General features: G+C 45.1%; 19 protein-coding genes. 9 read left to right on the top strand and 10 right to left on the bottom strand.

The features are described from left to right. Nucleotides 1-18: 18 nt before the first annotated feature. The 3 genes from EP13_RS14325 to EP13_RS14315 all read left to right on the top strand — a co-directional run bounded on the left by EP13_RS14325 (nt 19) and on the right by EP13_RS14315 (nt 2,578). A complete protein-coding gene (locus EP13_RS14325; protein ID WP_044057882.1) occupies nt 19-1,062 on the top strand; it encodes a type IV pilus twitching motility protein PilT in 1,044 nt (347 codons plus the stop codon). 9 nt (nt 1,063-1,071) lie between these two features. Beyond that, on the top strand, nt 1,072-2,184 hold the full coding sequence (locus EP13_RS14320) for a PilT/PilU family type 4a pilus ATPase (RefSeq protein ID WP_044057881.1): 1,113 nt from the start codon (nt 1,072-1,074) through the stop codon (nt 2,182-2,184). A 64-nt stretch (nt 2,185-2,248) separates the two neighbouring features. Next, complete coding sequence (locus tag EP13_RS14315) at nt 2,249-2,578, top strand: putative signal transducing protein (RefSeq protein ID WP_044057880.1); 330 nt, start codon at nt 2,249-2,251, stop codon at nt 2,576-2,578. Between the two features lie 28 nt (nt 2,579-2,606). On the opposite strand, the gene ruvX is transcribed toward EP13_RS14315, so the two are convergent. The 5 genes from ruvX to EP13_RS14290 all read right to left on the bottom strand — a co-directional run bounded on the left by ruvX (nt 2,607) and on the right by EP13_RS14290 (nt 5,854). Beyond that, nucleotides 2,607-3,035, bottom strand: coding sequence for a Holliday junction resolvase RuvX (ruvX, locus tag EP13_RS14310; RefSeq protein ID WP_044057879.1), 429 nt, complete (start codon nt 3,033-3,035; stop codon nt 2,607-2,609). Continuing rightward, nucleotides 3,028-3,594, bottom strand: a complete 567-nt coding sequence (locus EP13_RS14305) for a YqgE/AlgH family protein (RefSeq protein WP_081869512.1) — start codon at nt 3,592-3,594, stop codon at nt 3,028-3,030. The genes ruvX and EP13_RS14305 overlap by 8 nt, the downstream gene beginning before the upstream one ends. Nucleotides 3,595-3,621: 27 nt before the next feature. After that, a complete protein-coding gene (gene gshB / locus EP13_RS14300; RefSeq protein ID WP_044057878.1) occupies nt 3,622-4,575 on the bottom strand; it encodes a glutathione synthase in 954 nt (317 codons plus the stop codon). 206 nt (nt 4,576-4,781) lie between these two features. Continuing rightward, nucleotides 4,782-5,510, bottom strand: coding sequence for a 16S rRNA (uracil(1498)-N(3))-methyltransferase (locus EP13_RS14295; protein ID WP_044057877.1), 729 nt, complete (start codon nt 5,508-5,510; stop codon nt 4,782-4,784). Nucleotides 5,511-5,659: 149 nt separating this feature from the next. Then, the gene (locus EP13_RS14290) at nt 5,660-5,854 is read right to left on the bottom strand and encodes a hypothetical protein (protein ID WP_044057876.1); all 195 of its coding nucleotides are present in this window, start codon (nt 5,852-5,854) and stop codon (nt 5,660-5,662) included. A gap of 358 nt (nt 5,855-6,212) precedes the next feature. On the opposite strand from EP13_RS14290, the gene EP13_RS14285 reads away from it, so the two are divergent. Continuing rightward, nucleotides 6,213-7,055 carry a mechanosensitive ion channel family protein gene (locus tag EP13_RS14285; protein ID WP_044057875.1) on the top strand — a complete coding sequence of 281 codons (843 nt, stop codon included), beginning with the start codon at nt 6,213-6,215 and terminating at the stop codon, nt 7,053-7,055. Between the two features lie 86 nt (nt 7,056-7,141). On the opposite strand, the gene EP13_RS14280 is transcribed toward EP13_RS14285, so the two are convergent. Beyond that, entirely contained in the window at nt 7,142-7,936 is a 795-nt protein-coding gene (locus EP13_RS14280; protein ID WP_044057874.1) for a M48 family metallopeptidase, read from the bottom strand. 210 nt (nt 7,937-8,146) lie between these two features. On the opposite strand from EP13_RS14280, the gene EP13_RS14275 reads away from it, so the two are divergent. After that, nucleotides 8,147-8,635, top strand: a complete 489-nt coding sequence (locus EP13_RS14275; RefSeq protein ID WP_044057873.1) for a hypothetical protein — start codon at nt 8,147-8,149, stop codon at nt 8,633-8,635. A 222-nt stretch (nt 8,636-8,857) separates the two neighbouring features. Then, entirely contained in the window at nt 8,858-10,657 is a 1,800-nt protein-coding gene (locus tag EP13_RS14270; RefSeq protein WP_044057872.1) for a choice-of-anchor I family protein, read from the top strand. 125 nt (nt 10,658-10,782) lie between these two features. On the opposite strand, the gene EP13_RS14265 is transcribed toward EP13_RS14270, so the two are convergent. From EP13_RS14265 to EP13_RS14250, 4 genes are all read right to left on the bottom strand, one after another. Beyond that, a complete protein-coding gene (locus tag EP13_RS14265; protein ID WP_044057871.1) occupies nt 10,783-13,821 on the bottom strand; it encodes a TonB-dependent receptor in 3,039 nt (1,012 codons plus the stop codon). 81 nt (nt 13,822-13,902) lie between these two features. Beyond that, the gene (locus EP13_RS14260; protein WP_044057870.1) at nt 13,903-16,620 is read right to left on the bottom strand and encodes a chondroitinase-B domain-containing protein; all 2,718 of its coding nucleotides are present in this window, start codon (nt 16,618-16,620) and stop codon (nt 13,903-13,905) included. A gap of 377 nt (nt 16,621-16,997) precedes the next feature. Further along, nucleotides 16,998-18,299, bottom strand: coding sequence for an MFS transporter (locus EP13_RS14255; RefSeq protein WP_044057869.1), 1,302 nt, complete (start codon nt 18,297-18,299; stop codon nt 16,998-17,000). A gap of 234 nt (nt 18,300-18,533) precedes the next feature. Further along, on the bottom strand, nt 18,534-19,412 hold the full coding sequence (locus tag EP13_RS14250) for an NAD(P)-dependent oxidoreductase (RefSeq protein ID WP_044057868.1): 879 nt from the start codon (nt 19,410-19,412) through the stop codon (nt 18,534-18,536). 722 nt (nt 19,413-20,134) lie between these two features. On the opposite strand from EP13_RS14250, the gene EP13_RS14245 reads away from it, so the two are divergent. Genes EP13_RS14245 through prsR form a run of 3 tightly spaced genes read left to right on the top strand, consistent with a single transcriptional unit; the run spans nt 20,135 to nt 24,771 of the window. After that, entirely contained in the window at nt 20,135-21,259 is a 1,125-nt protein-coding gene (locus tag EP13_RS14245) for a beta-ketoacyl-ACP synthase III (protein ID WP_044057867.1), read from the top strand. A 59-nt stretch (nt 21,260-21,318) separates the two neighbouring features. Further along, complete coding sequence (gene prsK / locus EP13_RS14240; RefSeq protein ID WP_044057866.1) at nt 21,319-23,349, top strand: XrtA/PEP-CTERM system histidine kinase PrsK; 2,031 nt, start codon at nt 21,319-21,321, stop codon at nt 23,347-23,349. Nucleotides 23,350-23,409: 60 nt separating this feature from the next. Next, complete coding sequence (prsR, locus tag EP13_RS14235; protein ID WP_044057865.1) at nt 23,410-24,771, top strand: PEP-CTERM-box response regulator transcription factor; 1,362 nt, start codon at nt 23,410-23,412, stop codon at nt 24,769-24,771. The last annotated feature ends 64 nt before the right edge of the window (nt 24,772-24,835 follow it).

Raw genomic sequence — 24,835 nt, 5'->3', positions numbered from 1 at the left:
TGGTGTTAAGGAGTGGTTGTGGATATTACCGAACTTTTGGCTTTCAGTGTTAAGAATAACGCCTCAGATTTACACTTGTCAGCAGGTTTACCCCCTATTATTCGGGTAGATGGCGAAATGAGAAAGCTTAATGTTCCCGCCCTCGACCATAAGCAAGTTCATGGGCTTGTGTACGAGATCATGAATGACAGGCAAAGAAAAGAATACGAAGAAAACCTTGAAACAGACTTTTCTTTTGAGGTGCAAGGATTATCACGATTTCGAGTGAATGCGTTTGTACAAAATAGAGGTGCGGCCGCGGTGTTGCGCACTATTCCAAGCAAAGTGTTGACCTTGGAAGAGCTAGGTGCCCCTGATATTTTCAAATCTATTATTAATCAACCTACAGGCATTGTGCTTGTAACTGGCGCCACAGGCTCGGGTAAAAGTACCACGCTGGCTGCCATGATTGATCATATAAATACGCAAAAAAGAGAGCATATCTTAACCATTGAAGACCCCATTGAGTTTGTGCATGAAAACAAGTTAAGCCTGATAAATCAGCGAGAAGTTCACAGAGACACCCACTCATTTAACAATGCATTACGCTCGGCGTTACGTGAAGATCCTGATGTAATATTGGTAGGTGAATTACGTGATTTAGAAACCATACGGTTAGCAATATCGGCGGCTGAAACCGGCCACCTTGTATTTGGAACCTTACATACAAACTCAGCCCCTAAGACCATCGACCGTATCATTGATGTATTTCCTGCAGAAGAAAAGTCTATGGTACGTTCAATGTTATCGGAGTCCTTGCGTGCGGTGATTTCGCAAACTCTGCTTAAAAAAGTGGGCGGGGGCAGGGTTGCTGCTCATGAAATAATGGTGGGGATCCCCGCGATTAGAAACCTTATTCGGGAAGATAAGGTGCCACAAATGTACTCAGTCATTCAAACAGGTCAAGCCCATGGTATGCAAACCATGGATCAATGTTTACAGCGCTTGGTGGCAATGGGTGTGATTACTCAGCAGGATGCTGCAGCCAAGTTAATGGACAAATCTGCCTTGGCGAATTTTTAGGGGGCAGTCATGTTAGACACATATCTACAAAAAATGGTTAGCGCACAGGCTTCAGACTTATTTATTACTGCTGGGTTTCCAGTTAGCGCAAAAATTAACGGTAAGTTAACCCCATTGAGTGAACAGGTCACTACAGAACATTCCGCGCTTTCTCTGGTTGAAGATGCTATGAATGACAGCCAGAAAGCGGCGTTCCATTCCACTAAAGAATGCAACTTTGCCATTGTACGAGAGGGCATAGGCCGATTTCGTTGTTCTGCGTTCTGGCAGCGGGATCAAGCGGGAATGGTCATTCGTCGTATTGTCACTGACATCCCGCAAGCAGATGATTTGGGGCTGCCGCCAGTGTTAAAAGACATCATTATGGCTAAACGTGGACTGGTTTTATTTGTGGGCGGGACAGGCACAGGTAAATCTACCTCTCTGGCGGCACTGATTGGTCATCGAAATCAGCACTCTCACGGGCATATTCTCACTATTGAAGACCCCATTGAATTTGTTCACGAACACAAAAATTGCGTGGTCACACAACGGGAAGTGGGCATAGATACACAGTCCTTCGACGATGCGCTAAAAAGCTCATTGCGCCAAGCACCCGATGTCATTCTTATTGGTGAGATTCGGTCTATGGAAACCATGGAATACGCAATGTCCTTTGCTGATACCGGCCATTTGTGCGTAGCGACGCTACATGCAAACAATGCCAATCAAGCCATAGAACGCATTATGCACCTTGCGCCTAAAGATCAGCACGATAAACTGAGGTTTGATTTAAGTTTGAATATCCGTGCAATTGTGGCGCAGCAACTTGTCCCTACTACCGACGGGAAAGGACGAGTGGCAGCGATTGAAATTTTACTGAATTCCCCGCTAGTGACAGATCTTATTCAACGAAATGAAATCGGTAGTTTGAAAGAGGCAATGAAAAAAGGGAAAGAGCAGGGAATGCAAAGCTTTGATATGGCGCTCTATTCACTTTACCGTGAAGGCAAAATTGATGTGGAGCAAGCGTTGCATCATGCGGATTCACCGAACGATCTGCGGCTAATGATTAAACTTGATGCCAATACAGGGGCTTCGTTAGGCACCCTATCTAACGTCTCAATCGACATGGATGATTAATGAGAATAGGTGTGTCGCGTTGGACAAGGTATGATGAAGGTACTGTCCACACCAGGGTACTATTTTGATTAAACTCTTTTCCTCTGATGACATGTTTTTAATGCAATCTTTAAAAAGCGAATTAGATGCGCTTGCCATTCCTTACATGATTAAAAATGAGTACGCCAGTGGCGCAATGGGAGAACTGCCTTGGCAAGATACTCAGCCAGAACTGTGGTTGATAGATGATACCTGGCAGGCAAGAGCAAATCAGGTGATGGACGCTTTAATGGCACACAGTGTTTCGTCACCGGGGGATAAAGAGCAAGAGTGGGTTTGTCGCAACTGTAAGGAAAAAAACGGCGCTGCCTTCGATTTTTGCTGGCAATGTGAACATCAAAGACACGAGGTGTAGGGCGTGGTGAGATGAGTACTAATACGCCCTAATACTGACTTTCAATCCAACTGGTAAATATAACGCAGGCAGATACACTGTCTATTTTGTCTTTCGTCAGTTTTTTGTAGCCGCCCAGTTCGAAGAGCATTGATTTGGCATCAGTGGTGGTTAAACGCTCATCACAGGTTTCTACCGCGACTTTGAATCGCCCATGAAGCCGATTGGCAAACTTCTTCGCCCTTTGCGTCATTTCTTGTTCGCTACCGTCCATATTTAGCGGTAAACCCACCACGACTAAATGTGGCTGCCATTCCTCATATAACGCAGCAATCTGCTGCCAATCTGGGATACCATCCCTCGCTTTTAATGCGGCAAGAGGGGACGCTGTGCCCGTGACTTCCTGCCCAACAGCCACACCGATACTTTTCGTGCCAAAATCAAATGCCAGTACTGTTCGTTGACCTATATCAGGCATGACCAGCTCCGGGAGCTAACTGCCACACATCGACCCCAAGTTTATTCACCGCAGCTTGCCACTTTTTGTGTATAGGTGTGTTAAACAGAATCTCTTCATCTGCTTCTATGGTTAGCCATGCGTTTTCTTGCATTTCTTGTTCAAGCTGGCCTGCGGTCCATCCTGCGTAACCCAAGGCGATGAGGGCTTCGTCAGGGCCTTGATTGCTACCAATAGCCGTAAGTATATCCCGGGAGGTGGTAACCATAATGCCAGGTGCAAGGGTTAAACTAGAACCCCAGCCTGGTTGTTCAGTATGAAGGACAAACCCTCTTTCTTGACTCACCGGGCCACCGGCGAGAATAATTTGCTCTGCTTTATCATCGCTTACGGTAAGCGCTTTATCGGTTTGTTCAAGTAATTGTTTGAGGTTCATTGTGGAAGGCTGATTGAGAACTAAACCCATTGCTCCTTCATCGTTATGTTCACAAATATAGGTGAGAGAACGAGAAAAGTACGGATCGTCCAGCGTTGGCATGGCGATGAGAAAGTGGTTTTGTAAGCTTTTCAATTCAGTCATTTGTACCTCTTACTGACGGATGACGGCCTAATTACTAGCCAGTCGCTTTTCAATTGCATCAAAAAGCATTGCCATAATATTAATATTATAGTGCCCTTCAATTTCTCTTACGCAGGTCGGGCTGGTAATGTTTATTTCGGTAATTTTATTGCCAATCACATCCAAGCCTACAAACATGATGTTGTTTGCTTTCAATGTGGGAGAAATCGCATTTGCCAGCGCACGATCTGATGCTGAAATTGGTTGAGGGCGTCCCGTGCCACCAGCCGCTAGGTTGCCCCGTGTTTCCCCTTTGGTGGGGAGCCTAGCAAGACAGTAAGGAATAACTTCGCCGTCCACAATAAGCACACGCTTGTCACCGTCTTTAATCTCCGGAAGGTATTCTTGTACCATCATGTAGCGCTGACCCAATTGGGTAAGGGTTTCAATGATGACCCCTAAATTATTCCCATCAGGCTTTACGCGAAAGATAGACGCACCACCCATACCATCGAGGGGTTTGCAGATAATATCTTTGTGCGTGGCATGAAACTCACGAACCAGCGTCGGATTATTGGTAACAAGTGTATGTGGAATATGCTCAGGGAAGTAAGAGGTAAATAGCTTTTCGTTGTAATCTCTTAATGCTTGCGGATTATTCACTACCAAGGCGCCGGCATCTTGGGCTAATGATAAGATTTGAGTTGCATAAAGAAACTCACCATCGAAAGGCGGATCTTTACGCATAAGTAAAACGTCCACATCACCTAAGCATAACGTTTGCTCATCCTCGATAGCGTAGAAGTCCTCGGCGCGATCAATCACGGTGACTCGCTTGCCCCGTCCCATGGGCTTACCGTTATCTAAATACAAATCTTTAAGTTCAAAATACAACACAGTGGCGCCACGGCGCTGCGCTTCCAGCATCATCGCAAAACTCGTGTCTTTGTGTGGCTTTATCGCCGCAATGGGATCCATAATCACGCCAACGGTATAGTGCATGTATTTTCTCACTTACGCATATTCATTAATCATTGAAGGAAAGCAGGGTGAAACCGGAGTTCACCCTACTGAATCTGTTTATGTATGTTGGGGCGTCACAACATTCTTCAAGCGTGCGCCCCGGCTTTTTCGCATTTATCGCCGCGCGGAAAATGTTTCACATAGTGCGCGCTAAACCTCGCCTTTTATGTGCTTTAACCTACCAATTACAGGTCGCCATGTTGCGCTTGCAGGATGGAAACACTGCTTATGGCGGCGGTTTCCGTGCGAAGAATGCGTGGCCCTAAACTAACAGAAAGAAAGCCCTTTTCGTTCGCATGATGTATTTCCGTTTCTGATAAGCCACCTTCTGGGCCGATGAGTAACCGGTAACCTTTGGTGTTGTAAGGTTGACGTGCTAACGAAGAGGTAGCGCCAGGTGCTAATACTAAACGAGTGGAAGACGTGGACTCGGCTAGCCAGTTAGACAGAGTTACCGGAGGGTTGAGCGTAGGCAGCACATTCCTTCCGCTTTGTTCACATGCACCAACCATAATTTTTTGCCACTGCTGTTGCTTTTTTTCCCACCGCCCGGCATCTAATTTCACGGTACAGCGCTCTGTCAGGATAGGGGTAATTTCAGTCACTCCCAACTCCACACTTTTTTGTAAAACCGTATCCATTCTGTCGCCCTTGGAGACCCCTTGGCCAAGATGTATCGGTAAGGGAGACTCCTTAGTCAAAGACAAGCACGCATCCGCTTCAACAATCACGTTTTTACGCTGAACACTGATAATTTGCGCGCTATATTCATTTCCATCTCCATTGAAAAGCACAATGGGACGATTCGCTTTCAATCGAAGGACGGTGGCTATGTGGTGACCCGCGTCATCAGTTAATGGAAACTCTTGTTCCAAAGGAATAGGGTGAGGGTAATAAACTCTTGGTATGCGCATACGTAACAATCAAAAATCAGATAGGGGTATATAATACGTGTGAGAGCAGGGGGCATGCAATGCGTTAAAGGATAAAGAAGGAAGGGAATAACCCGCGACGAAAAAATTGACAGCACTACACGGGAATATTAAGGGCAATGCGCTGCATGTTAGGCCAGCGTAAACCGAGAAGAAAGGCTTATAGGGCTTTTAGAGTTCGAGATAGATGGGATGCTATTGTCATCAGTGTTAAGGGTTCTAACGTGGCTTTTACGCGCATATTTTGTGTTTTCGCCGGAATCTGAACGTAAGGCGTAAATAAAAATCACTGACACAACGAGATAAACAATCACGAGAAAAAACATAAATGAATCCTTTTTTAATTTAACAGCCCGTTAAATCTATGAAATAGTTGAAATAACCAAGGTTATTATCTAAAAACAAGAATAAATGGTTCACTTTGACTTCAAATTTATAAAAAACATCAGTGATGATGCTATTAACATTTTATAAACATTTAGTGTTTGATTTCTAAGTAAATATTACCAAGTTGATGGCGTAAACCAACTCAACTTTAGGATAAAGTTTTATCGCTGCAGGCGGCATTCTAATTAGACTTTAGGGGAAAAATGAACCTTTTTAGGGCAAAGCGATTGGCCTAACCTAAAAAGCCTGTTAGTTTAATTCGGCTTGAAATTAGCAACTAACTAAAAGGACAATATGATGGAAGATAATTTATCGCTTTTCTCAGCAAGCGACATCGAACGCTATATAAATGAATACGCAATTCCATGGGGTATTAACATTGCCATGGCGATTGCTATTTATGTCATTGGTAGAATAGTAGTTGGGTTTATCCTTTCTATTTTCCGCCGAGTTATGGCGAAATCTAAATATGATGCGATGTTGGTTGATTTCTTAGAAGCCATAATAAGTGCGATTTTGATGCTTTTCGTCATCGTGGCCTCGTTAGATCAGCTAGGCGTGGATACGACCTCGTTGGTTGCTATATTGGGTGCGGCTGGTTTAGCGATTGGTTTGTCTTTGCAAGACTCGCTGAAAAACTTCGCTGCTGGCGTTATGTTACTTGTCTTTAAACCGTTTAAATCCGGTGATTTCGTAGAAGCCGGCGGTACAGCGGGTACTGTGAATAAAATTGGTATCTTTACCTCTACAATGACTACCCCAGACAACAAAGAAATCATTGTGCCAAATGGGGCTATTTACAGCGGTACAATTACCAACTTCTCAGCAAAAGAAACACGTCGTGTAGATATGGTTGTGGGAATTGGTTATGACGCTGATCTACTGAAAGCGAAGCAAGTATTACAAGAAATGGTGGAAGCCGATCCACGAATTCTTCAAGAGCCTGCACCGACTATTGCCGTTGCGGAACTGGCTGACAGCAGTGTGAACTTCGTGGTTCGTCCATGGGTACAATCGGCTGATTTCTGGGATGTGAAGTTTGACTTTACAGAAGCGGTAAAACTTCGTTTTGATAAAGAAGGTATTTCTATTCCATTCCCACAAATGGATGTACACCTTCACAAAGACGCAAGCGAGTAACACTTCCCTTGCATTAAAAAAACACCACCTTTACGGTGGTGTTTTTGTATCTGAATTTCGACACTCTGTGTTATCGACCCTTTGTGTTATCGACAATTGGGTCGGTAAGGCGCTGACTGATAACTGGCATAAGCAGATGACATGTTCGCCTCTAAATCTTCTATACGTGTTTGCGGTGCTGGGTGAGTCGATAACAGTTCAATTGGCCGCTCTCCGTTACTTGCGGCGTCCATATTTTCCCATAGGTTAACCGACTGGCGAGGGTCAAAACCAGACTGGGCCATTAGCTGTAAACCGATGATGTCTGCTTCAGACTCATGCGTGCGGCTAAAAGGCAATTGAACACCCACTTGCACGCCTAAACCTATTGCCGCCATAATGGGCCCAGATTGGGGCACCTCATTGGCCGCAAGAATTTGCCCCATCGCTTGTGAACCAACATTGATAAGCGTAGATTGAGACATACGCTCATTACCATGCTCGGCAATGACATGGCCAACCTCATGGCCGATAACCGCCGCCAATTGGTGTTGATTTTCTGCTACCGCTAATAGGCCGGTATACACGCCAATTTTACCACCGGGCAGGGCAAACGCATTCACCTGTTCGTCGTCAAATACGACGACTTCCCACTGCCCGCTAAATACCGTATTGGGTACTTGCGCAGTAATCGCATTGGCAACACATTCAACATAGCTATTTTGTACCGCTTTATTAGAAATTTTGAGCTCTTCCTTCATGCCGGTAAAGGCTTGATCGCCCATTTCTGCTAGTTGAGATTCTGAAAATAACAAGACTTGATTACGTCCTGTGGGAGATGTAGCGCATGCCCCTATGGTTAGTGCGAGGGCGGCGAGGGTAACCTTGAATCTCAATTTCATCATGTCTTCCTTTGTGTTTGTTAAAAGGCAACTACGCCCTTACTTTAAGCGTTATTTTAGATTTATTTAAGACTATTAGTAGCAGATAGTGTGTTTTAGGGATATTTAGATCACATGGGTAGGCGTCAAACGTTTGGTTTTGGTTAAGGCTCAGTTCAGTTTACCTGCTTTAATTTGCAACTTCACCGAAGATAAATTGAGGAAACACACATGTTGCCATTGAACAACTTTACCCGTGCCCAATATCGCGCGTTCAAATTAACGAGTTTATGCTTAACCAGCCTGTATTTAGTCGGATGCGCTAGCCAGTCTGGGGTGCCTCACCACGCGGCAAACCAGTTTGTCACTACGTTTTACGCCAGTGTCTATGATGTCACCCCAGTACAGTTTGAATCTCACGCACAAGAAGCGGCGCTATGGGGAGCGTTAGATGGTGCGTTGTTAGGTTGGTCGGAAGATGAAGCCTTTGTTGGGGCGTTGTTTGGGGCCGCGATATATTCAGTAGCGACTTCAATCGCCGAAGGTGACCTTCAGGGCTATGAAGTCTCTTTAAAGGCTGTTGATGGCGATATGGTCACGGTTATTCTTGATAATTTTGAAGGATATCCAGGGCAATGTGTGTTTGTTAAAGTTGCTGGGGAAGTCACCACAGAAGTGGTGAATACCTCTAATTGCGATGAGGTAGACCTGTCTTATTGAGCGTTAAATTGTCATGGATAATAACGGTTTATATTTGTTGAGTAGGGCTTTTGCTAAATTAATATTACTGTCATACACTGGCTCTAATTTATACAAGACGTATATCATCGCCGAGCAATCTATTTCTAGGGCTGGAGTGACATTTGTTCAATTACAGGAAGTACAAATGTAAGTCTTATTGATTGCAGACGGCGCTATCAAATAATAAATAAGGATTAGAAAATGGCCGCTCAAAATAAATTTAAATACGGTTTGTTAGCGTTACTCGTGTCTGCCGCCCTTACTGGCTGTGGCCTCGATGGTGACGACGGTGAACAAGGAGAAACAGGGGCTCAGGGCGAGCAAGGTGAACAGGGCGAATCCGGTGCAGATGGTACAGATGCGTCTCTCGGTATTACACTAGATGTGGTTGCTCGTGCTTATCTTGGCAATCAGACTGCCGCAGAAATTGTACAGTATCATGCCGATACCCAAACTATTTACGCCACAAACGGTGACATCAATACCATTGCTGTTATTGCGGCAGGTTCAGACAATATTCCAACTTCTGCCATGGACGATCCTATTGGCACTACAAACCTGACAGTGACCGACATTACCTTGCCAGAAGAAGTTGATGGCGTCACTTTAGGCAGCTTAACAAGTATCGCTATTAGCGGTGACTTAATGGCGGTAGCGGTACCTGCGGACACAAAAACAGACAATGGCTATGTGCTTTTCTATAACGGGCTAGATAGTTCATCACCGGTATTTTTAGACCAAGTAGAGGTAGGTGCACTGCCTGATATGGTTACTTTTACGCCAGATGGCGGCAAGGTGCTTGTTGCTAACGAAGGCGAACCTTCTAGTGATTATACGGTTGACCCAGAGGGGTCTATTTCGGTGATTAACATTCTTGCCAGCGGCGAGCCCGAAGAGTCAGCAAGTACGATTAGTTTTACCGATTTTAACGATGAGCAAGAGACATTGTTATCTCAAGGTATGATGTTTCCGAACCCAAGTGGTCGTACTATTAACGGTGTTGAAATTGCAACCACAGTGGCACAAGACCTTGAACCAGAATACATCACGGCAACCAACGACATAGCTTATGTTAGCTTGCAAGAAAATAACGGCATTGCGGTTGTCGATTTAGAAGACTTGTCTGTTGAGATCGTCGGTTTAGGTGTTAAATCTTGGTCTGGCTTGAACATCGATATTCAAGAAGATGGTTCGGTAAGCTTTGGTCAATACGAGGGGCTATACGGTGTATACCAACCAGATACTATCGCTAATTATACTTGGAAGGACGCCACGTTTGTCGTTACTGCAAATGAAGGTGATGCGAGAGAGTATTTCTTCGACGCCGATGATGAAGATGCGTGCTTAACCGCAGGAGGCCTTGAGTTTGATGAAGATGATGGTTGTCTTGCTTACCTTGATGAAGTGAAGGTTGAAGATCTAACCGCCGAAGCAAATTCAGAGTTAGCCACCTTGCAAGCCAATGGCGAAGCTGATGATTTACGTGTCACTATTGGCATGGGCGATGCGGATGGTGACGGTGAATATGATGCGGCGTATGCCTACGGTGCTCGCTCATTCACTATTTGGGATCAAAACGGTTTGGTGGTGTTCGACTCGGGGGACGACTTTGAGCGCATCACCGCATCAGTTCATGGCGAATTATTCAATAATGGCGATGATGAAAACGAAGGTGATTCACGTTCTGAAAATAAAGGCCCTGAGCCAGAAGCACTAACAGTGGGTGTCGTGGGTGATCGCACTTACGCGTTCATTGGCACCGAGCGTATGGGAGGTATTTTTGTTTACGATGTGACAAACCCTTACGATGTTGAATTTTCAGAATACATTATTAACCGTGACCTGACTGAAGGCCTAGATGCAGACGACGGCATTGGCGACTTAGCACCAGAAAGCCTAGTATTTGTCAGCGCTGATGATAGTGCTACAGGGGTTCCATTGCTATTAGTAGGAAATGAAGTCAGCGGCACTGTTACCGTATGGCAGATTACTGAACTGTAAACTTTTCCGCTCATTGACATAAATGACGCGCCGACTGTATCGGCGCTTTTTTATATGAGTTGGCATTAAAAAAGCCCCATCACTGGAAAGTGATGGGGCTTTTTTTTAAGGACATAATGTGAACTTTAGTACTTCACGGTAATTCCAGCAAATAAACGTGGGCCATAGTCATTAACTTCGCCCAGGTTGCCCTGCACGTAGTAGTCTTGTGACTTAGGTGCGCTAAAGAGGTTAATAGCAGACACTTTAAGTCGAGTATGCTCGTTAATCTTATACGATGCACGTGCTTCCCATACACCCACCTCATCGACATAACGTAAACGCGTTCCGTTACTGGTATAAGGTTGGAAGTAATCACTACGATACTTATAGATAACGGCTGTATCTAGGTCGCCAATTTGGTAATAAACTTGCGCACTAAATACATGCTCAGAGAAACCAGGTACAGAAGCTGGTGGAATGATACCGTCGGTTAACTGAGTGGTATTGCCGTCCACGTCAGTAATGAACGTATCACCATACAAGCTATCTTCAAACTCATAATCAGTGTCAGCATAGTTATAACCAACCTTCACACCAATACCAGAATCCCAGCGATAGGCGATAGAGGTTTCAATACCTACCAGGTTACTTGCATCATCAGTGGTGACTGAGTTAGTGATAGGCAGTGAATAACTTTCGCCTTCAATAACAAACGTTTCGAGCTCGGTTTGTTGTTGGAAGCCACCGGTGAAGCGTTTGTAGTAAACGCCAAATGCAAAAATGGAATCTTCGTTAGGGTACCATTCAATCGCTGCATCATAGTTCCATGACATAAGCGGCTGAGTATTTGGGTTACCTGAACCGTTAACACCCACTAACAAGTCAGACAGAGACGTTGGCGCTAAATCATCATCGGTTTGGAAAGTTCGGCTATAGCCTAGATCACTTGGATCGGCACGAGACATACCGCGATAAATACCTGCACGTAGCAAGATGTCATCGCTGTAATCCATGACAAAGTTAACGCTAGGCAGTACTTCAGTGTAACCACCACCACCTTCGATGCGTTCTAGCGAATCGCCAGTGACTAAGCTCACTACGCCTAAGTCGTCATAAACCACATCAAAAGAACTTCTAAAGCCAATCGCAGTGACTTCTGTATCAACCACGCGCACACCAAAGTTACCGCGAACAAACTTACCCCACATTTCTGTGTCGTAATTCGCCATTAGGTACGCAGCGTAGGTTTTTTCGGTCACGTCGATGGTGCCCGCGTTCTCATATTCAACTTCAGGGAAAGCGAAGTCACCACCGTTAGACGCTGCCACGGCTTGGGCAAAGCAGTTGTTGTCGTAGGTCGCCCAAGAAGAACCTGTGCCACTGCTGTTTACATTGCCGTCGCTATCTACGTTGGTAATGATGTCTCCGTCTGAAACACTGGATAGAAAGTCTGTTTCCGGGAAGTCTATTTGACAAGATTCAAGTACATCGAGTGCTGCGGTGTTCGACGTATCTAACGTGTACTCAGTACGCGAACCATTACCTTGTGTCCCACCATATTGTAAGAAGCTAAGTTCAGAGGCTCTCAAGCCACCTTCAATACTGGTGAATACATCACTACCTAGCATGTATTGGAAGTCGAATTTAGCGGAAATAACTTCATTTTCACGGCTGTTTTCACGATCTAATCGCGTACGCAGGCTATCAGTGAAGTTGGTAATATCGGTAACATCAAAATCAGTAATGCTGAAATGGGGAATGTTATCCCCCATATCCCACGTGAACGGGATACGGTCTGCGGTGCGAGCCCTGTTTGAAATTTGTAGTTCTTCACGCTCAGTATTTGAGTAGGCTACGTCAAATTTCAGTGTTAACAAATCAGTGGCATAGTGTTCAATGTTGAGACCGATGCCTTTGTAGATTTCTTCCCGAGAGAACTGCTCCCCCGATGATTCAATACGATCTTGGCCTTCCCAGTGCAATATCCCGCCCACTGAGTTTGTCACTAGGGTAGGCCCAGTTAGACCTGGAATAGCGCGCTTTTGAAGGAAGATAAGGTCGTGTCTTGCTTCTCTTTGCACACGCTTAGAGTATTGAGTATCAATATTGATGTCCCATGACTCATTAGGTTGGTATTGCATAGCAAGGAAGAACGCGTCACGTTCGTCTGACGTTTCGTTCTGGCGATAGCTACGGCTACTGCCAGTCCAAGCATAAGGGGAGCCTGCGCTTACCGCTTCGCCAGTTTCCGGATCAATAGTCGTGTCGTATCCTTGGTTACTGCTACCGCTCACCTGGTCTTCACAGTCCCCAGCGCTGCTGCGGAAGAAACCTTCATTGGTGTTAGTGGGGTCGTTTAAACAGGCCCATAGTGATGACCCTGTAGGGCTAGAGCTTCTGTATTCAGCTTCGGGCTGTGTAATATCCTGGCGCTGAAGGCCAACCGAGATACCGAAGGCAGAACCATCATCGAATTCAAATTGGTCCACATAGCTTACCGTGCCACGGTAACCTAGGTCGTTTTCTAATGAGTTTTCAACGTTCGTTTGATCAGGGTTGTAGTTGCCCTTAATTTCACCCTGGATGCGCTGCTTGCCGTAATCAAGGGGTTGAACGGTTTCAAGGGAAATTACCCCGGCAACACCGCCTTCAATCATTGAAGCGTCTTGGGTTTTGTAAATGGCGACTTTTTTCACCAACTCCGACGGGAATTGTGAGAAGTTTACCGAGCGGTCACCACTACCATTGGTGGCTTCTCGTCCATTAATATGTGTGGCACTTAAGAAGGGGCCTAAACCACGGATTGTAATTTCAGTGGCGCCACCATTTTCACGGTGCGAGGCTGCCCCTGTGATAGATTCTAACGCTTCACCAATTGATAAAGCAGGTAAGTCGCCAATATCTTCAGCAGAGAGGCCATCTACCACTGTGGTTGATTCGCGTTTAATTGAAATCTGATCTTGTATCGTACGGCGTGTACCGACAACATCAATGACCTCAACAGCTTCATCAGCTTCTTCAGTAACTTGCGCTTCTTGGGCTTGCAGTGTGAATGCACTAGTGCTTGCTAGTCCTGCGAAAATGGCCGTTTTCACCCACTTCGCAGTGGGGTGAAGGGCAAACTGTTGGGAAACCGACAGTTCCTTTCTTGGCGTGTGTAGTTGTTTATTTTTCAACGACATTCCAATATCTCCGTTGTGTTTTGTGTGGCACAAAGGGCAATCGCTTGCCCTTGTGACTTTTATGTGTAGGGTTATTCTTTATTATTCGTTGGTGGCTACCCAAGTAGAGCCGACACCAACATCACTTGCTTCTATGTAGTAAAGTCCTTTTGCACCTGCTACTGCTTGAGCACCAGAAGAATCTGTTTCTACAAGCCCGTTAGCTGCAGTGGTGAATTCAGGCACTTCTTTACCATTCGCTGCAGGGTCTTGGTCTAGTGCACCGTCAGAATCAAAGTCACCGTTACCGTTAAGCTGGCGGATATCTACCCAAGACTCATCTTCAACGTCACCGGATGCGTAGCTATCCATGAAACCAAAGTTATTTGAGAATAGAGATGCTTCGTGGTCGATAAGGTCACAGTCGTACTCAAAAGCATGGTCGCTGCTAATGGCTTCTGAATCGAAATACAAACCTTGTTTTGAAGCATCATCGTCGAGGCCATTGGCAATAAGATTGGCGTCAAAACTAATATCAAAGAAGTTTTTGGTAAGTGAATAAAGTAACGGGGCGTTATCTGCGGTGAGTTCGTCACAGTCGTCTACCGGCGCTTTACTGCCAATTTCAGTACTAAATACGATAGGTTGTAGCGAGTTAAGCACAGTGTTGTTGGTGACCGTTAGCGATAAATCACCAGAGCCATCAAGCACAGCCTGGTTGCCTGCATTAGGGACACCACCATCCGCTTGTGAGAATGGGTTCGCCGTAAACACGATACCACCGGCTTCTTTGTTGCCAGAGCGAATACCCGCAATGTAGTTATTCACCACTGTATGACCTAAAGGCGTGACTAATACACCGCTAGGTCTATCATCAGAACTGGCGATATCGGTAGTGCGAATGATGATGTTGTCTTCAACCACGTTGAAACCACCATCTTCCAAGGCAATACCCCCGTTGGCGTTAACAATGGTGTTGCCTTTAATTGTTGCCCCAGAGGTTTGAACACGCATTAGGCGTCTACCACTGACGAAGCTGTCTATACGGTTATACTGCACGACAAAGTTAGCTTCCTCAGCGGCATCTGCACCTGTAGTGCTACCTAAGTTAAGGAGTAGTAAGCTTGATTCATCAAAGTTAGGGTTGTTTGCATTTTCAAAAAGGTTGTACTGAATGACATGGTCTGAGCCTGATGAGGCAAGTTTAATGACCGAGCCGTTAACGGCGTTGTTTCGGTTGGTAAAGGTGTTGCGCTCAATAAGTGCGCCTGAGCCTTTAACCATTAACCAATGATACGTTTCCTCATTCAGTGTCTCTTGGTCACCGTCCATTGTATTCTGTGTAAACTCGAAATTATCGCCTTCCGAGTAAATCACCGCTTCTTCTTCAGCTTCACAGTAGGAATCGGCTTTTGTATCAATATTCTGGAACGTAAGGCCGCGAATGGCCGCGCCATCAACGCTACTCGCGATATTAATACAAGTTTCGCCCGAAATGACCGGTTGATTATCTTCTAAAGCGGTGAGTGTGACCGCGCTGGTTAGCATGATGGCGTCTAAGTCGGTATACACGTTCGTGGCTAATCCAATGACATCGCCATCGGCTAGGCCGCCGTTTACTGCACTCACTAAGCTTGCAGCATCAGAAACGACCTGTGAATAAATAATGGAATCAAGGGCTGTAGAAACAGTTTCAGGAAACGCATCTTGGTCGGTATAAACGGCACTCACTGAAATAATTGCGCCAGCATCAGTCGTCGGCGTGTAAGTACTACCGGTTGCGCCGTCGATGGCTTCACCATCTGCATACCATGTATAGGTCACATCCGCTTCATCAAACCCGTTATTGTCGGTGATAACGGCAGTGAGGGTGGCATCTGCAAGGTAGGGGGAAGTACCGCTAATTTCGATGCTGCCATCTTCGTTTACCGCTTGTGCTGATACAGGAATAGTGGCTTGTGAGGTAATTTCTTCATCAAAACCATTATCGTCTACGTAAGTTGCTGTTACCGTAATGACAGCGCCAACAAGGGAAGATTCAACCGTATAACTGCTGGATGTTGCGCCGTTAATGGCGGTATCGTCAGCGTACCACTGGTAAGCAATGCTGCCTGATGCACCATCTTCGTCAGCGATGGTCGTGGTGAGTTCGTTGCCCACAGTGGGCGTACCTAGAATAGTGATAGCGCCTTCTGAATTTGTACGTGCAACAGGGTCGGTGGCGGCCGATGTTGGCGATTCGCTGAATCCACGGTCATCTTCGAAGGTAGCCATCACGGTAATGACTTTTCCAAATTGTGCTTCTTCTAGCGTAAGAGTAGAAAGCACTTCACCTTCAATTTCTTCGTCGTCGGCATACCAAGTATAAATGATGGTCGCATTCTCAATGCCGTTATCGTCTTCAACGGTGGCAGTAAGCGTTGAGCCTATGAGTGCATCGCCACTAATTGATACGGTAGCATCAAAAACAATAGCAGAGACTTCATCGGTGGGATCACTAATATGTGATTCGTTAATACCACCATCATCAGTGTAAGACCCCTGAACAGTGATTGATGAACCAATATAATCATCGGTAAGCACAAAGGTAGAATCGTTTTCACCTTCGATGACCGCATCATCTGCGTACCAGTAATAGCTAACAGTACCAGAGATGCCATCAGGATCGCTTACCGAGGCGGAAAGTGTTTGTCCTGATGTTGGTGTACCAGAAAGTGATATAGACCCCAGTGTATTAGGGTTGTTGTTATTATCCACATCCGAACTACATCCAGTAATGGCTGCAGCAATAGCGCACAGGGCAAATGCTTTAATCTTCATGATGGCGTTATTCTCCAGGTTTTTTGTGCTAGGTAAGAGTCTTACCTGTAGGGTGCTTTTGTTATTACCAATGTCGATTATCTTTGTTACCAAAATATCGACTTAGGGCTAATAAGAACACAATTATTTTACATTTGCCACTGGTTTTACATTTTTTTCTTAACATTAAGTACAAAAATAACACTTAACTTACGGTTAAGAGTGTTGTTGTGTTATTACCAAAAGTTAATATTTGGTGTGTCCAATTGTTAAGTGTGGTGGTGATGCTGTGGTCAGTGAATAGCGTAAGAAGGTTACAGGGGAAGTGAGAAATAAAAAAAGCAGCTGTTGTGTGACCACATCAGCTGCTTCTTATTCGTGATTAAATCAGTAGGTGATTACGCTTTTTTCTTCAAGGGTTCAACTTTTGGAATGAAGACCCAAATAGCCACCACGGCGATAATGGCAAGGGACGCACCAATCACAAATGCAGGGGTATAGTTACCGTCGGCAGTAAGATAAGGCACCAGTGAGGTTAAACCTACAGCGCCTAGCTTTGCGGCCATACCTGAGAACCCTGAAAGGGTACCTACCGCCTTTTTACCAAATAAGTCACTTGGTAAGGTCTGCACGTTACCAATGGCAGTTTGGAATCCGAAAAGAATGACAGCCATAATGAGTACTGCTACCGTTGGTGCGCCTGGGTTAGACATGGCTATTAATGCCGGTAGCATAATTAAACAGCCAAGTGTAATCACAAGTTTCCGGGTTTTGTCTGTGTTCCAGCCCGCCGCAATTCGGTTTTGCGCTAACAAGCCGCCAAACCATGCGCCTAGCATGGCACCAACGTAAGGCACCCAACCGTAAATACCAATCTCGGTCACGTTCATGCCGTACACTTCGTTCAAATAAATAGGGATCCAGAACACAAATAGCCACCAGATAGGGTCAATGGCTGCAGAAGCAATAATGACACCCCAGCTTTGCTTGTGAGACAGGATTTGACCAGAGGTAGGATTGTATTCTTCTTCTTCCTCATCATCGTCGTTTTCTTTGACGCGACGTTGACCCGTTAGAATGTATTCACGCTCTTCGTCGGTAATCCACGAATGCATGCTAGGTGGCGCTTTAACGATAATGATCCAAGGAAGTAACCACAATAAACCGATTGCACCAACAATAATAAAGACCATTTGCCAGCTAAAATGTAGCGTTAAGAAGGCAATAATTGGAAATGCAATGATACCGCCAATGGCTGCACCAGAGTTAAACAGGCCCTGTGCGAGTGCCCGCTCTTTGGTTGGAAACCACTCTGCATTGCCCTTTGTCGCGCCCGGCCAGTTACCGGCTTCTGCGATACCTAAAATGCCACGGAATATGCTGAAGCTAACGACGCCCTTAGCAAAAGCATGGGCAATGGTAGCAAGAGACCAAACACCAATGGAGAGAACAAAACCTACTCGGGTGCCCACCCAGTCAAAAATCTTTCCGAAGATGGCTTGACCGAATGCATAAGAGAAGACAAATACAATAGAAATATTCGCATATATCTGTTTACGTTCTAAAGCGGATTTGTCGGGAAATAAGTCTTCAACGATGGCGGGCCATAGTACACTCAGCGCCTGCCTGTCGATGTAATTGATAATTGTAGCTAGGGCAATTAATGCAATAACCCACCAACGTAAACCTTTTATCTTCACGGTATCACTTCTCTATGTGGCTGTTTACTATTTTGCTACTAAGGTGCTTTATGGAAAGTCTTAAGTGCAGGCATCAAACCCATCAAAAATTAAATTATCTATTTAGAGAGAGGTTTGAGCGCTTACCATAAAACCCAAAAGTAGAGTAAACATTAAAATAGGGTTTTATTCAGTGGAAAAGAAAACGACGACCTTGTTGCTATCTTTTCCACACCGTAATTACAGTCGTTATTGTTATTTGTTTAACGTAAGAAAGTAATCAAAAATTTCAGGTACATTGCCATTCCCCATACCTGCATCAAAGGCTGCTTGCAGGTTTGCTGAAGAGCCTTCGGCAATTTTAGACTCTGTGCCTAAATCTTCTACCATCTTAAGGAAGTAGCCCAGGTCTTTATTCGCATTTGCGATTGAGAAGCCTAAGTCACTTACGTTGTCGACAGCGTAGTTCTTACAGAATTGCATAAAAGGAGAGCTTGATGGTCCTGTTGACATGATGTCAAACAATTGCTGGCGGTCTACACCTGCACGGTCTGCGACTGCAAATGCCTGAGACATAGCACACACGGTAGTCATGCCCATAAAGTTATTAATTAATTTAGTCGTGTGACCAGCACCCAGTTCACCTAGGTGGAATACGTTCTCGCCTTGGTCTTCTAGTACTGACTTCACTTTTTCAAAGGTGTCTTTGTCGCCAGATGCCATGATGTTTAATAGGCCATCTTTTGCATGAGCAGGCGTTCTGCCTAGTGGTGCGTCAATCATGCCCACACCCTTTGCAGCAAGGTCAGCCCCAATTTTGCGCGTAGACGCCGGAATAGAGGTGCCAAAATCAACCACTACAGCACCTTCTTTAACGCCCGCCATAATACCGTCTTCAGCGTACATGACCGACTCAACAATAGCTGAAGTCGTTAAACAAAGCATAACGATGTCAGCGTTTTCCGCTAGCTCTTTCCCTGACGATGCTGATTTAGCGCCACGATCTACACAGGCTTTAACTGCATCGGCGTTCAAGTCCATAACGGTAAGTTCGTAACCTTTATTTTGAAGGTTCTCGACCATATTGCCGCCCATAAGACCTAGACCGATGAAACCGATAGTGGGTTTTGACATATTTATATCCTCAAATACTGATACGCATGCGCCAGATCGCCTGCGATTAATTTAACGGTGTAGGGCGCTAAGAGTAAATTTGCGCCTTTGTTATTACCAATTCTTAAGTTAAACGGTATTTCTATCTTTCCAATTTGTCAACCAATTGCGGGTCAATAACCGCGTAAATTGTAAAATAATTGTTTCTTTGGTCTATTTTTAACCGTTGACGCTGGGTTTTAATTAACGTTTTATTAAAGTGCCTGAAGATTCCGTTGTGTGTGGGTTGGCCATAAGCTAGGGCAATAGCCGCATGCATTCTTGTGTTGTCAGTCGAGGTTGAGTTTAGGGGGGCGGCTACTACAATGTGTGCATGCCGGCTAACCCTTGCAAGAAAATTAACCAGGATTGGACTGACCTCCCTGAAACAAAATTCGTTAACTGGCAGGGAAATACGTCAGTTTAGAAGGGGCGAATAGTTACAGTGAGCAAGGATTGCGGTAAGCTATTATCCCTATAAGAGATCGTGAAGTACCCATAGCGTGCCCCATGAAGCACCCACGATACATATCGGTTTGTCTTGGTTGTTAGGACACGAACTGACCAAGAAGATGAGAGAACCGAGATGGATGATTGAGCCGAATGAAACTCGTCATCATTTTGTGGGCAGGGGGAGCACTGACGAGGCGCTAGGCGACAATAGTGCCAGTGTAATAAGATAATAGATTAACGAAGAGAAAATTATGTCTCAGCAGATCGTAATAAGCGGCGTGGGTGTTTGGCACCCTAAAGAGAGTATTACAAACGAAGAATTGGTTAGCAGCTACAATGCCTATGTAGATAGCTTCAATGCCCAGAATGCTGACAAGATAGCGGCGGGTGAATGTCAAGCCATGCCGTACTCAAGCGCAGAATTCATTGAGAAAGCGTCAGGCATAAAAAGTCGCTACATTTATCAAAAAGAAGGGGCGTTAGACATCACCCGAATGAAGCCTCTTATCGCCCCTCGCGAGGATGATGCTTTATCTCATCAAGCTGAAATTGCTGTAGAGGCCGCTAAGCTCGCCTTGGCTTCTGCCAATAAGTCAGCGCAAGACGTTGACGCAGTGATTGTATCTTGTGCCTATACGCAGCGCGCTTACCCCGCCATCGCCATTGAAGTGCAAGAAGCCTTGAATATCGAAGGTTTTGGTTTCGACATGTTGGTGGCATGTTCTGCCGCCACCTTTGGGATGCACCGTGCCTATGAAATGTTAAGTGCAGGCAATGCAAAATGTGTATTGGTAATCAATCCTGAATTGGTTTCTCCGCAAATTAATTACACGGATAGAGACAGTCACTTTATTTTTGGTGATGTTGCCACTGCCACCGTCATGGAAATGGCAGATACGGCAACCAGTGAACACGTATTTGATGTACTCAGTACGCAAGCGGTGACTAAGTTTTCTAACAATATACGCTCTAATTTTGGCTATATGACCCGGGCTGAAGACGTTGACCCTTACGGGCCAGACAAACTATTTCATCAAGCGGGTAGAAAGGTGTTTAAAGAAGTGTGTCCAATGGCGGCAGATCATATTGAGTCACACTTGTCTCGACATAACTTAACGCCAGCCGATGTGCGTCGATGGTGGTTACACCAAGCTAATATCAATATGAACACACTTATTTGTAAGCGCCTACTGGGGCGTGAAGCAAGTAAAGAAGAAGCACCTATTGTCCTTGACGAGTATGCCAACACTGCCTCAGCAGGGTCGGTGATTGCATTTGGACTTTATCATCAAGACTTAGACGCAGGCGATGTTGGTATTTTGTGCTCGTTTGGGGCAGGATATTCCATCGGCTCTTTGGTTGTGCAAAAACGGTAAGGTAAGCCTATCGCAAGCCATGGTCGCTGAATAATAAAAATAAACAGGCGAAGAAACGGATGATTTCAGATATTGGCTACGGCCTGAACAGTTTGGCGCATTTTTTATTGTTGCTGCTTTTGTTTACGGTGCGTAAACCTGGCGTGGCCAAACATTTATTGGTGCTAGCCACAGCCACCACGGTGTTTTGGTCATCCACCATGATTTCCACCGTGTTTGGGCCCGTCAGTTTATCTTGGCTTCTCACTGCTGACGCGATGAAACAATTAGCATGGTTGCTGTTTCTAGCGGGCTGTATTCAAGATAACTTTACCAGTATCAGGCAGGTCTTGTTGAGGCCTGTCACCATGTTCATCGTTCTGCCTGGTTTATTTGCATTTATTATTCCCAACCTCATTTGGATAGATGCCTCTTGGCGCTATCTCATGCTGATTGTATTGTCGCTAGAAATACTCATTTTGCTTGAAGTTTTGTATCGTCAAGCCGATAACGATCAATGGGCATACAAGCCTTTAGTCCTGTATTTGGGCGCCACGCACCTCTTTGAATTTGTAACGTATGCCAATGCCACTATGGTCAATCAAGTGGAAGTAGGTTATTTGGCGGCGCGGGGATATATTTATTTTTTACTTATTCCATTTCTGGTGGTAGCGATAAGACGAATAAGCCATTGGGGCGTAGACATCTTTATTTCCCGGGATGTAGTGCTTCATAGCTCGCTTTTGCTGGTGGCTGGCGCGTACTTATTTATTATGGCGGTCATTGGGTACGCCATTAATTATATCGGTGGCAGTTGGGGGGCAACGATCCAAATCATCTTAGTGGTGATGTCGTTTGCGTTATTGGCATCGGTGTTTTTGTCGAATTCATTTAGAACGAAAATAAAGGTATTCATTACCAAGCATTTCTTTGCAAACCAATATGATTATCGTGTGGAGTGGATTAAATTAACCAAGATATTATCTTCTTCCATGACCTCAAAAAGTGCGGTTTACGACAGTGCGTTACAGGGTATTTTACAGGCCATTAAATACGACACTGGAAAACTCTATAAATGCAAAAACGGTGGTTTTGAATTGCTGGCTGAATCGCAGCCTTTGCCGTTAGATGGGCAAGAAAAGAAGATCTTGCGCACACTTACTGATTACAGCATGTCTCATTCTTGGTTTATCGATTTAAACGAATTTATTGTTAAACCTTTTAATTATAAAGGGTTGCAGTTAGACAGAGAGTCGGTAAAAGGCTGGGGTTATCAACTCTACCTGCCCTTATTTGATAACGATAAAATTTGGGGGTTTGCCGTACTGGCAGCGGGTGAAAAAGAAAAAGTGCACTTGAACTGGGAAGTGCGTGATTATCTCACGGCGGTCACCGAGCAAATTAGTATGTATATATTTCACCATGAAGCCGCTGAAGCGGTGGCAGAAAATGCGCAATTTGCCGCTTTCAACCGCATGTCAGCTTTCGTGGTACACGACTTAAAAAATGTTTTGGCCCAAGTCGACCTGATTTTAGCGAATGCACAACAACATAAACATAATCCAGAATTTATAGAAGACACCTTCGACACGCTCACTCATACTAAAGCTAGAATGGATCGTATGCTGAAGCAGTTGACCGATAAAAGTGTAGAAGATAATCAACAAGCGAATGCCGCATGCATGTTATCAAAAGTGGTTGATGAGGTTGTGAAGAATCGCTGTGCGGGTAATTTGCCTTTACCTAGTTTGCATAAGCTGCAAGAAGGTGAGGTGTCAGTGGACAAAGAAAAAGTGGCGAATGTGCTTTACCACATTATCAGCAATGCCCAGCAAGCCACAGACGATAGCGGCACCATTGATATCGTATTAACGAGAAACGCACAGCATAATCAACAATTAATCTTAATTGAAGACACTGGCATTGGCATGGATGCAGATTTTATCGAGAATAGGCTGTTCAAGCCCTTCGATACCACCAAAGGCAATGCAGGGATGGGTATAGGTGCATATGATGCAAAAACCTACATGGAGTCGATTGGTGGTAAACTGACGGTACAAAGCGTACCAGGGAAAGGCAGTTGTTTTACCCTCGCTTTCCCTCTTGTTTAAGCAAAAACGTGGCGTGTGAAACGCGCCAGTATATGGACGACGTAACATAGGATAATGCGCATGACAGATACCATTTTAGTGGTAGATGACGACTTAGGTATTCAGAAACAATTAAAGTGGAGCCTTACCGATTACAACGTGGTGTTCGCTGATGATTACGATTCTGCAATTAGGCAAGTTCGTCGTTATGAACCTAAAGTGGTCACCTTAGATTTAGGCTTGCCACCGGATCCCGCCAACGCGTCAGAAGGGTTACGCATACTGCAAGATATAGTGTCGCTGGCGCCGCGAACCAAAGTTATCGTAGTGACAGGGAACAATGAAAAAGAAAATGCATTGAAAGCGGTAAATTTTGGCGCTTATGATTTTTATCAAAAGCCCATAGACTCAGACACCATCAAGTTGCTGGTTAATCGCGCACTCAATTTAGCAAAACTTGAGCACGAAAATAGCATATTGTCGAAAATCCGCACCGGCATGAGCCGTATTGTGGGAAATAGCGAAGCCATTCAAACCGTGGTGAAAAAGGCAGAAAAAATTGCGGCCACCGATATAAGTACCTTGTTATTAGGGGAAAGTGGGACAGGTAAAGAAGTATTTGCTCGCAGTATTCATGAACATAGTCCTAGAAAGGATAAACCTTTTGTTGCAATAAACTGTGCGTCCATTCCCGAAAACTTACTTGAGAGTGAGTTGTTCGGGTACGAAAAAGGGGCATTTACAGGGGCCAATAAAACCACCCTTGGAAAGATTGAAACCGCACAAGGGGGCACGCTTTTTCTTGATGAGATTGGCGATATGCCCATTGGTCTGCAGGCCAAAATGCTCCGCTTTTTACAAGAGCGTGTCATTGAGCGGGTGGGTGGCCGCGCCGAAATCCCCGTGGATATTCGGGTTATCTGCGCCACCCACAGGGATTTACAAGCTATGGTGGCAGACGAAACCTTCCGTGAAGATTTGTATTATCGGGTGGGGGAAATTCCTATCTTGATCCCACCGCTTCGTGACAGAGATCAAGACATCATACTCCTTGCTCGAACCTTCTTGAAAATGTATCGGGAAGAATTCAATGCGAAGGCGAAGAGCTTTTCAGAACCCGCGATTCAAGCCATGCTGGCCCACAAATGGCCCGGTAATATTCGTGAGATGCAGAACAAGCTGAAATCGGCGGTTATTATGGCGGAAGGGTCGGTCATTCAGCCGGATGATTTAGGTTTAATGCCTGTTAGTGGTAACGCCGAACCTGAAACGTTGAACTTGCGAGAAGTGAGAGAAATTGCTGAAAGTAGAGCTATTCGGCGGGCGTATCAAAAGTCAGATAGTAATATGTCTAAAACCGCCGAGTTACTTGGGATAACGCGCCCAACGCTGTATTCCTTGCTCGACAAATACAACTTAGAAGATCTTAAAACAAATACCTAATGGGCAGAACGGTCGGGTGAGCCTTTTAGTTCATCAAGGTACCTTGATGAACTAAAAGGCGGAT

This window comes from Alteromonas australica (assembly GCF_000730385.1).
GTDB lineage: Bacteria > Pseudomonadota > Gammaproteobacteria > Enterobacterales > Alteromonadaceae > Alteromonas > Alteromonas australica.
Note: the sequence above shows the minus strand (reverse complement) of the source record. Positions and strands in the feature narration are given on the sequence as shown.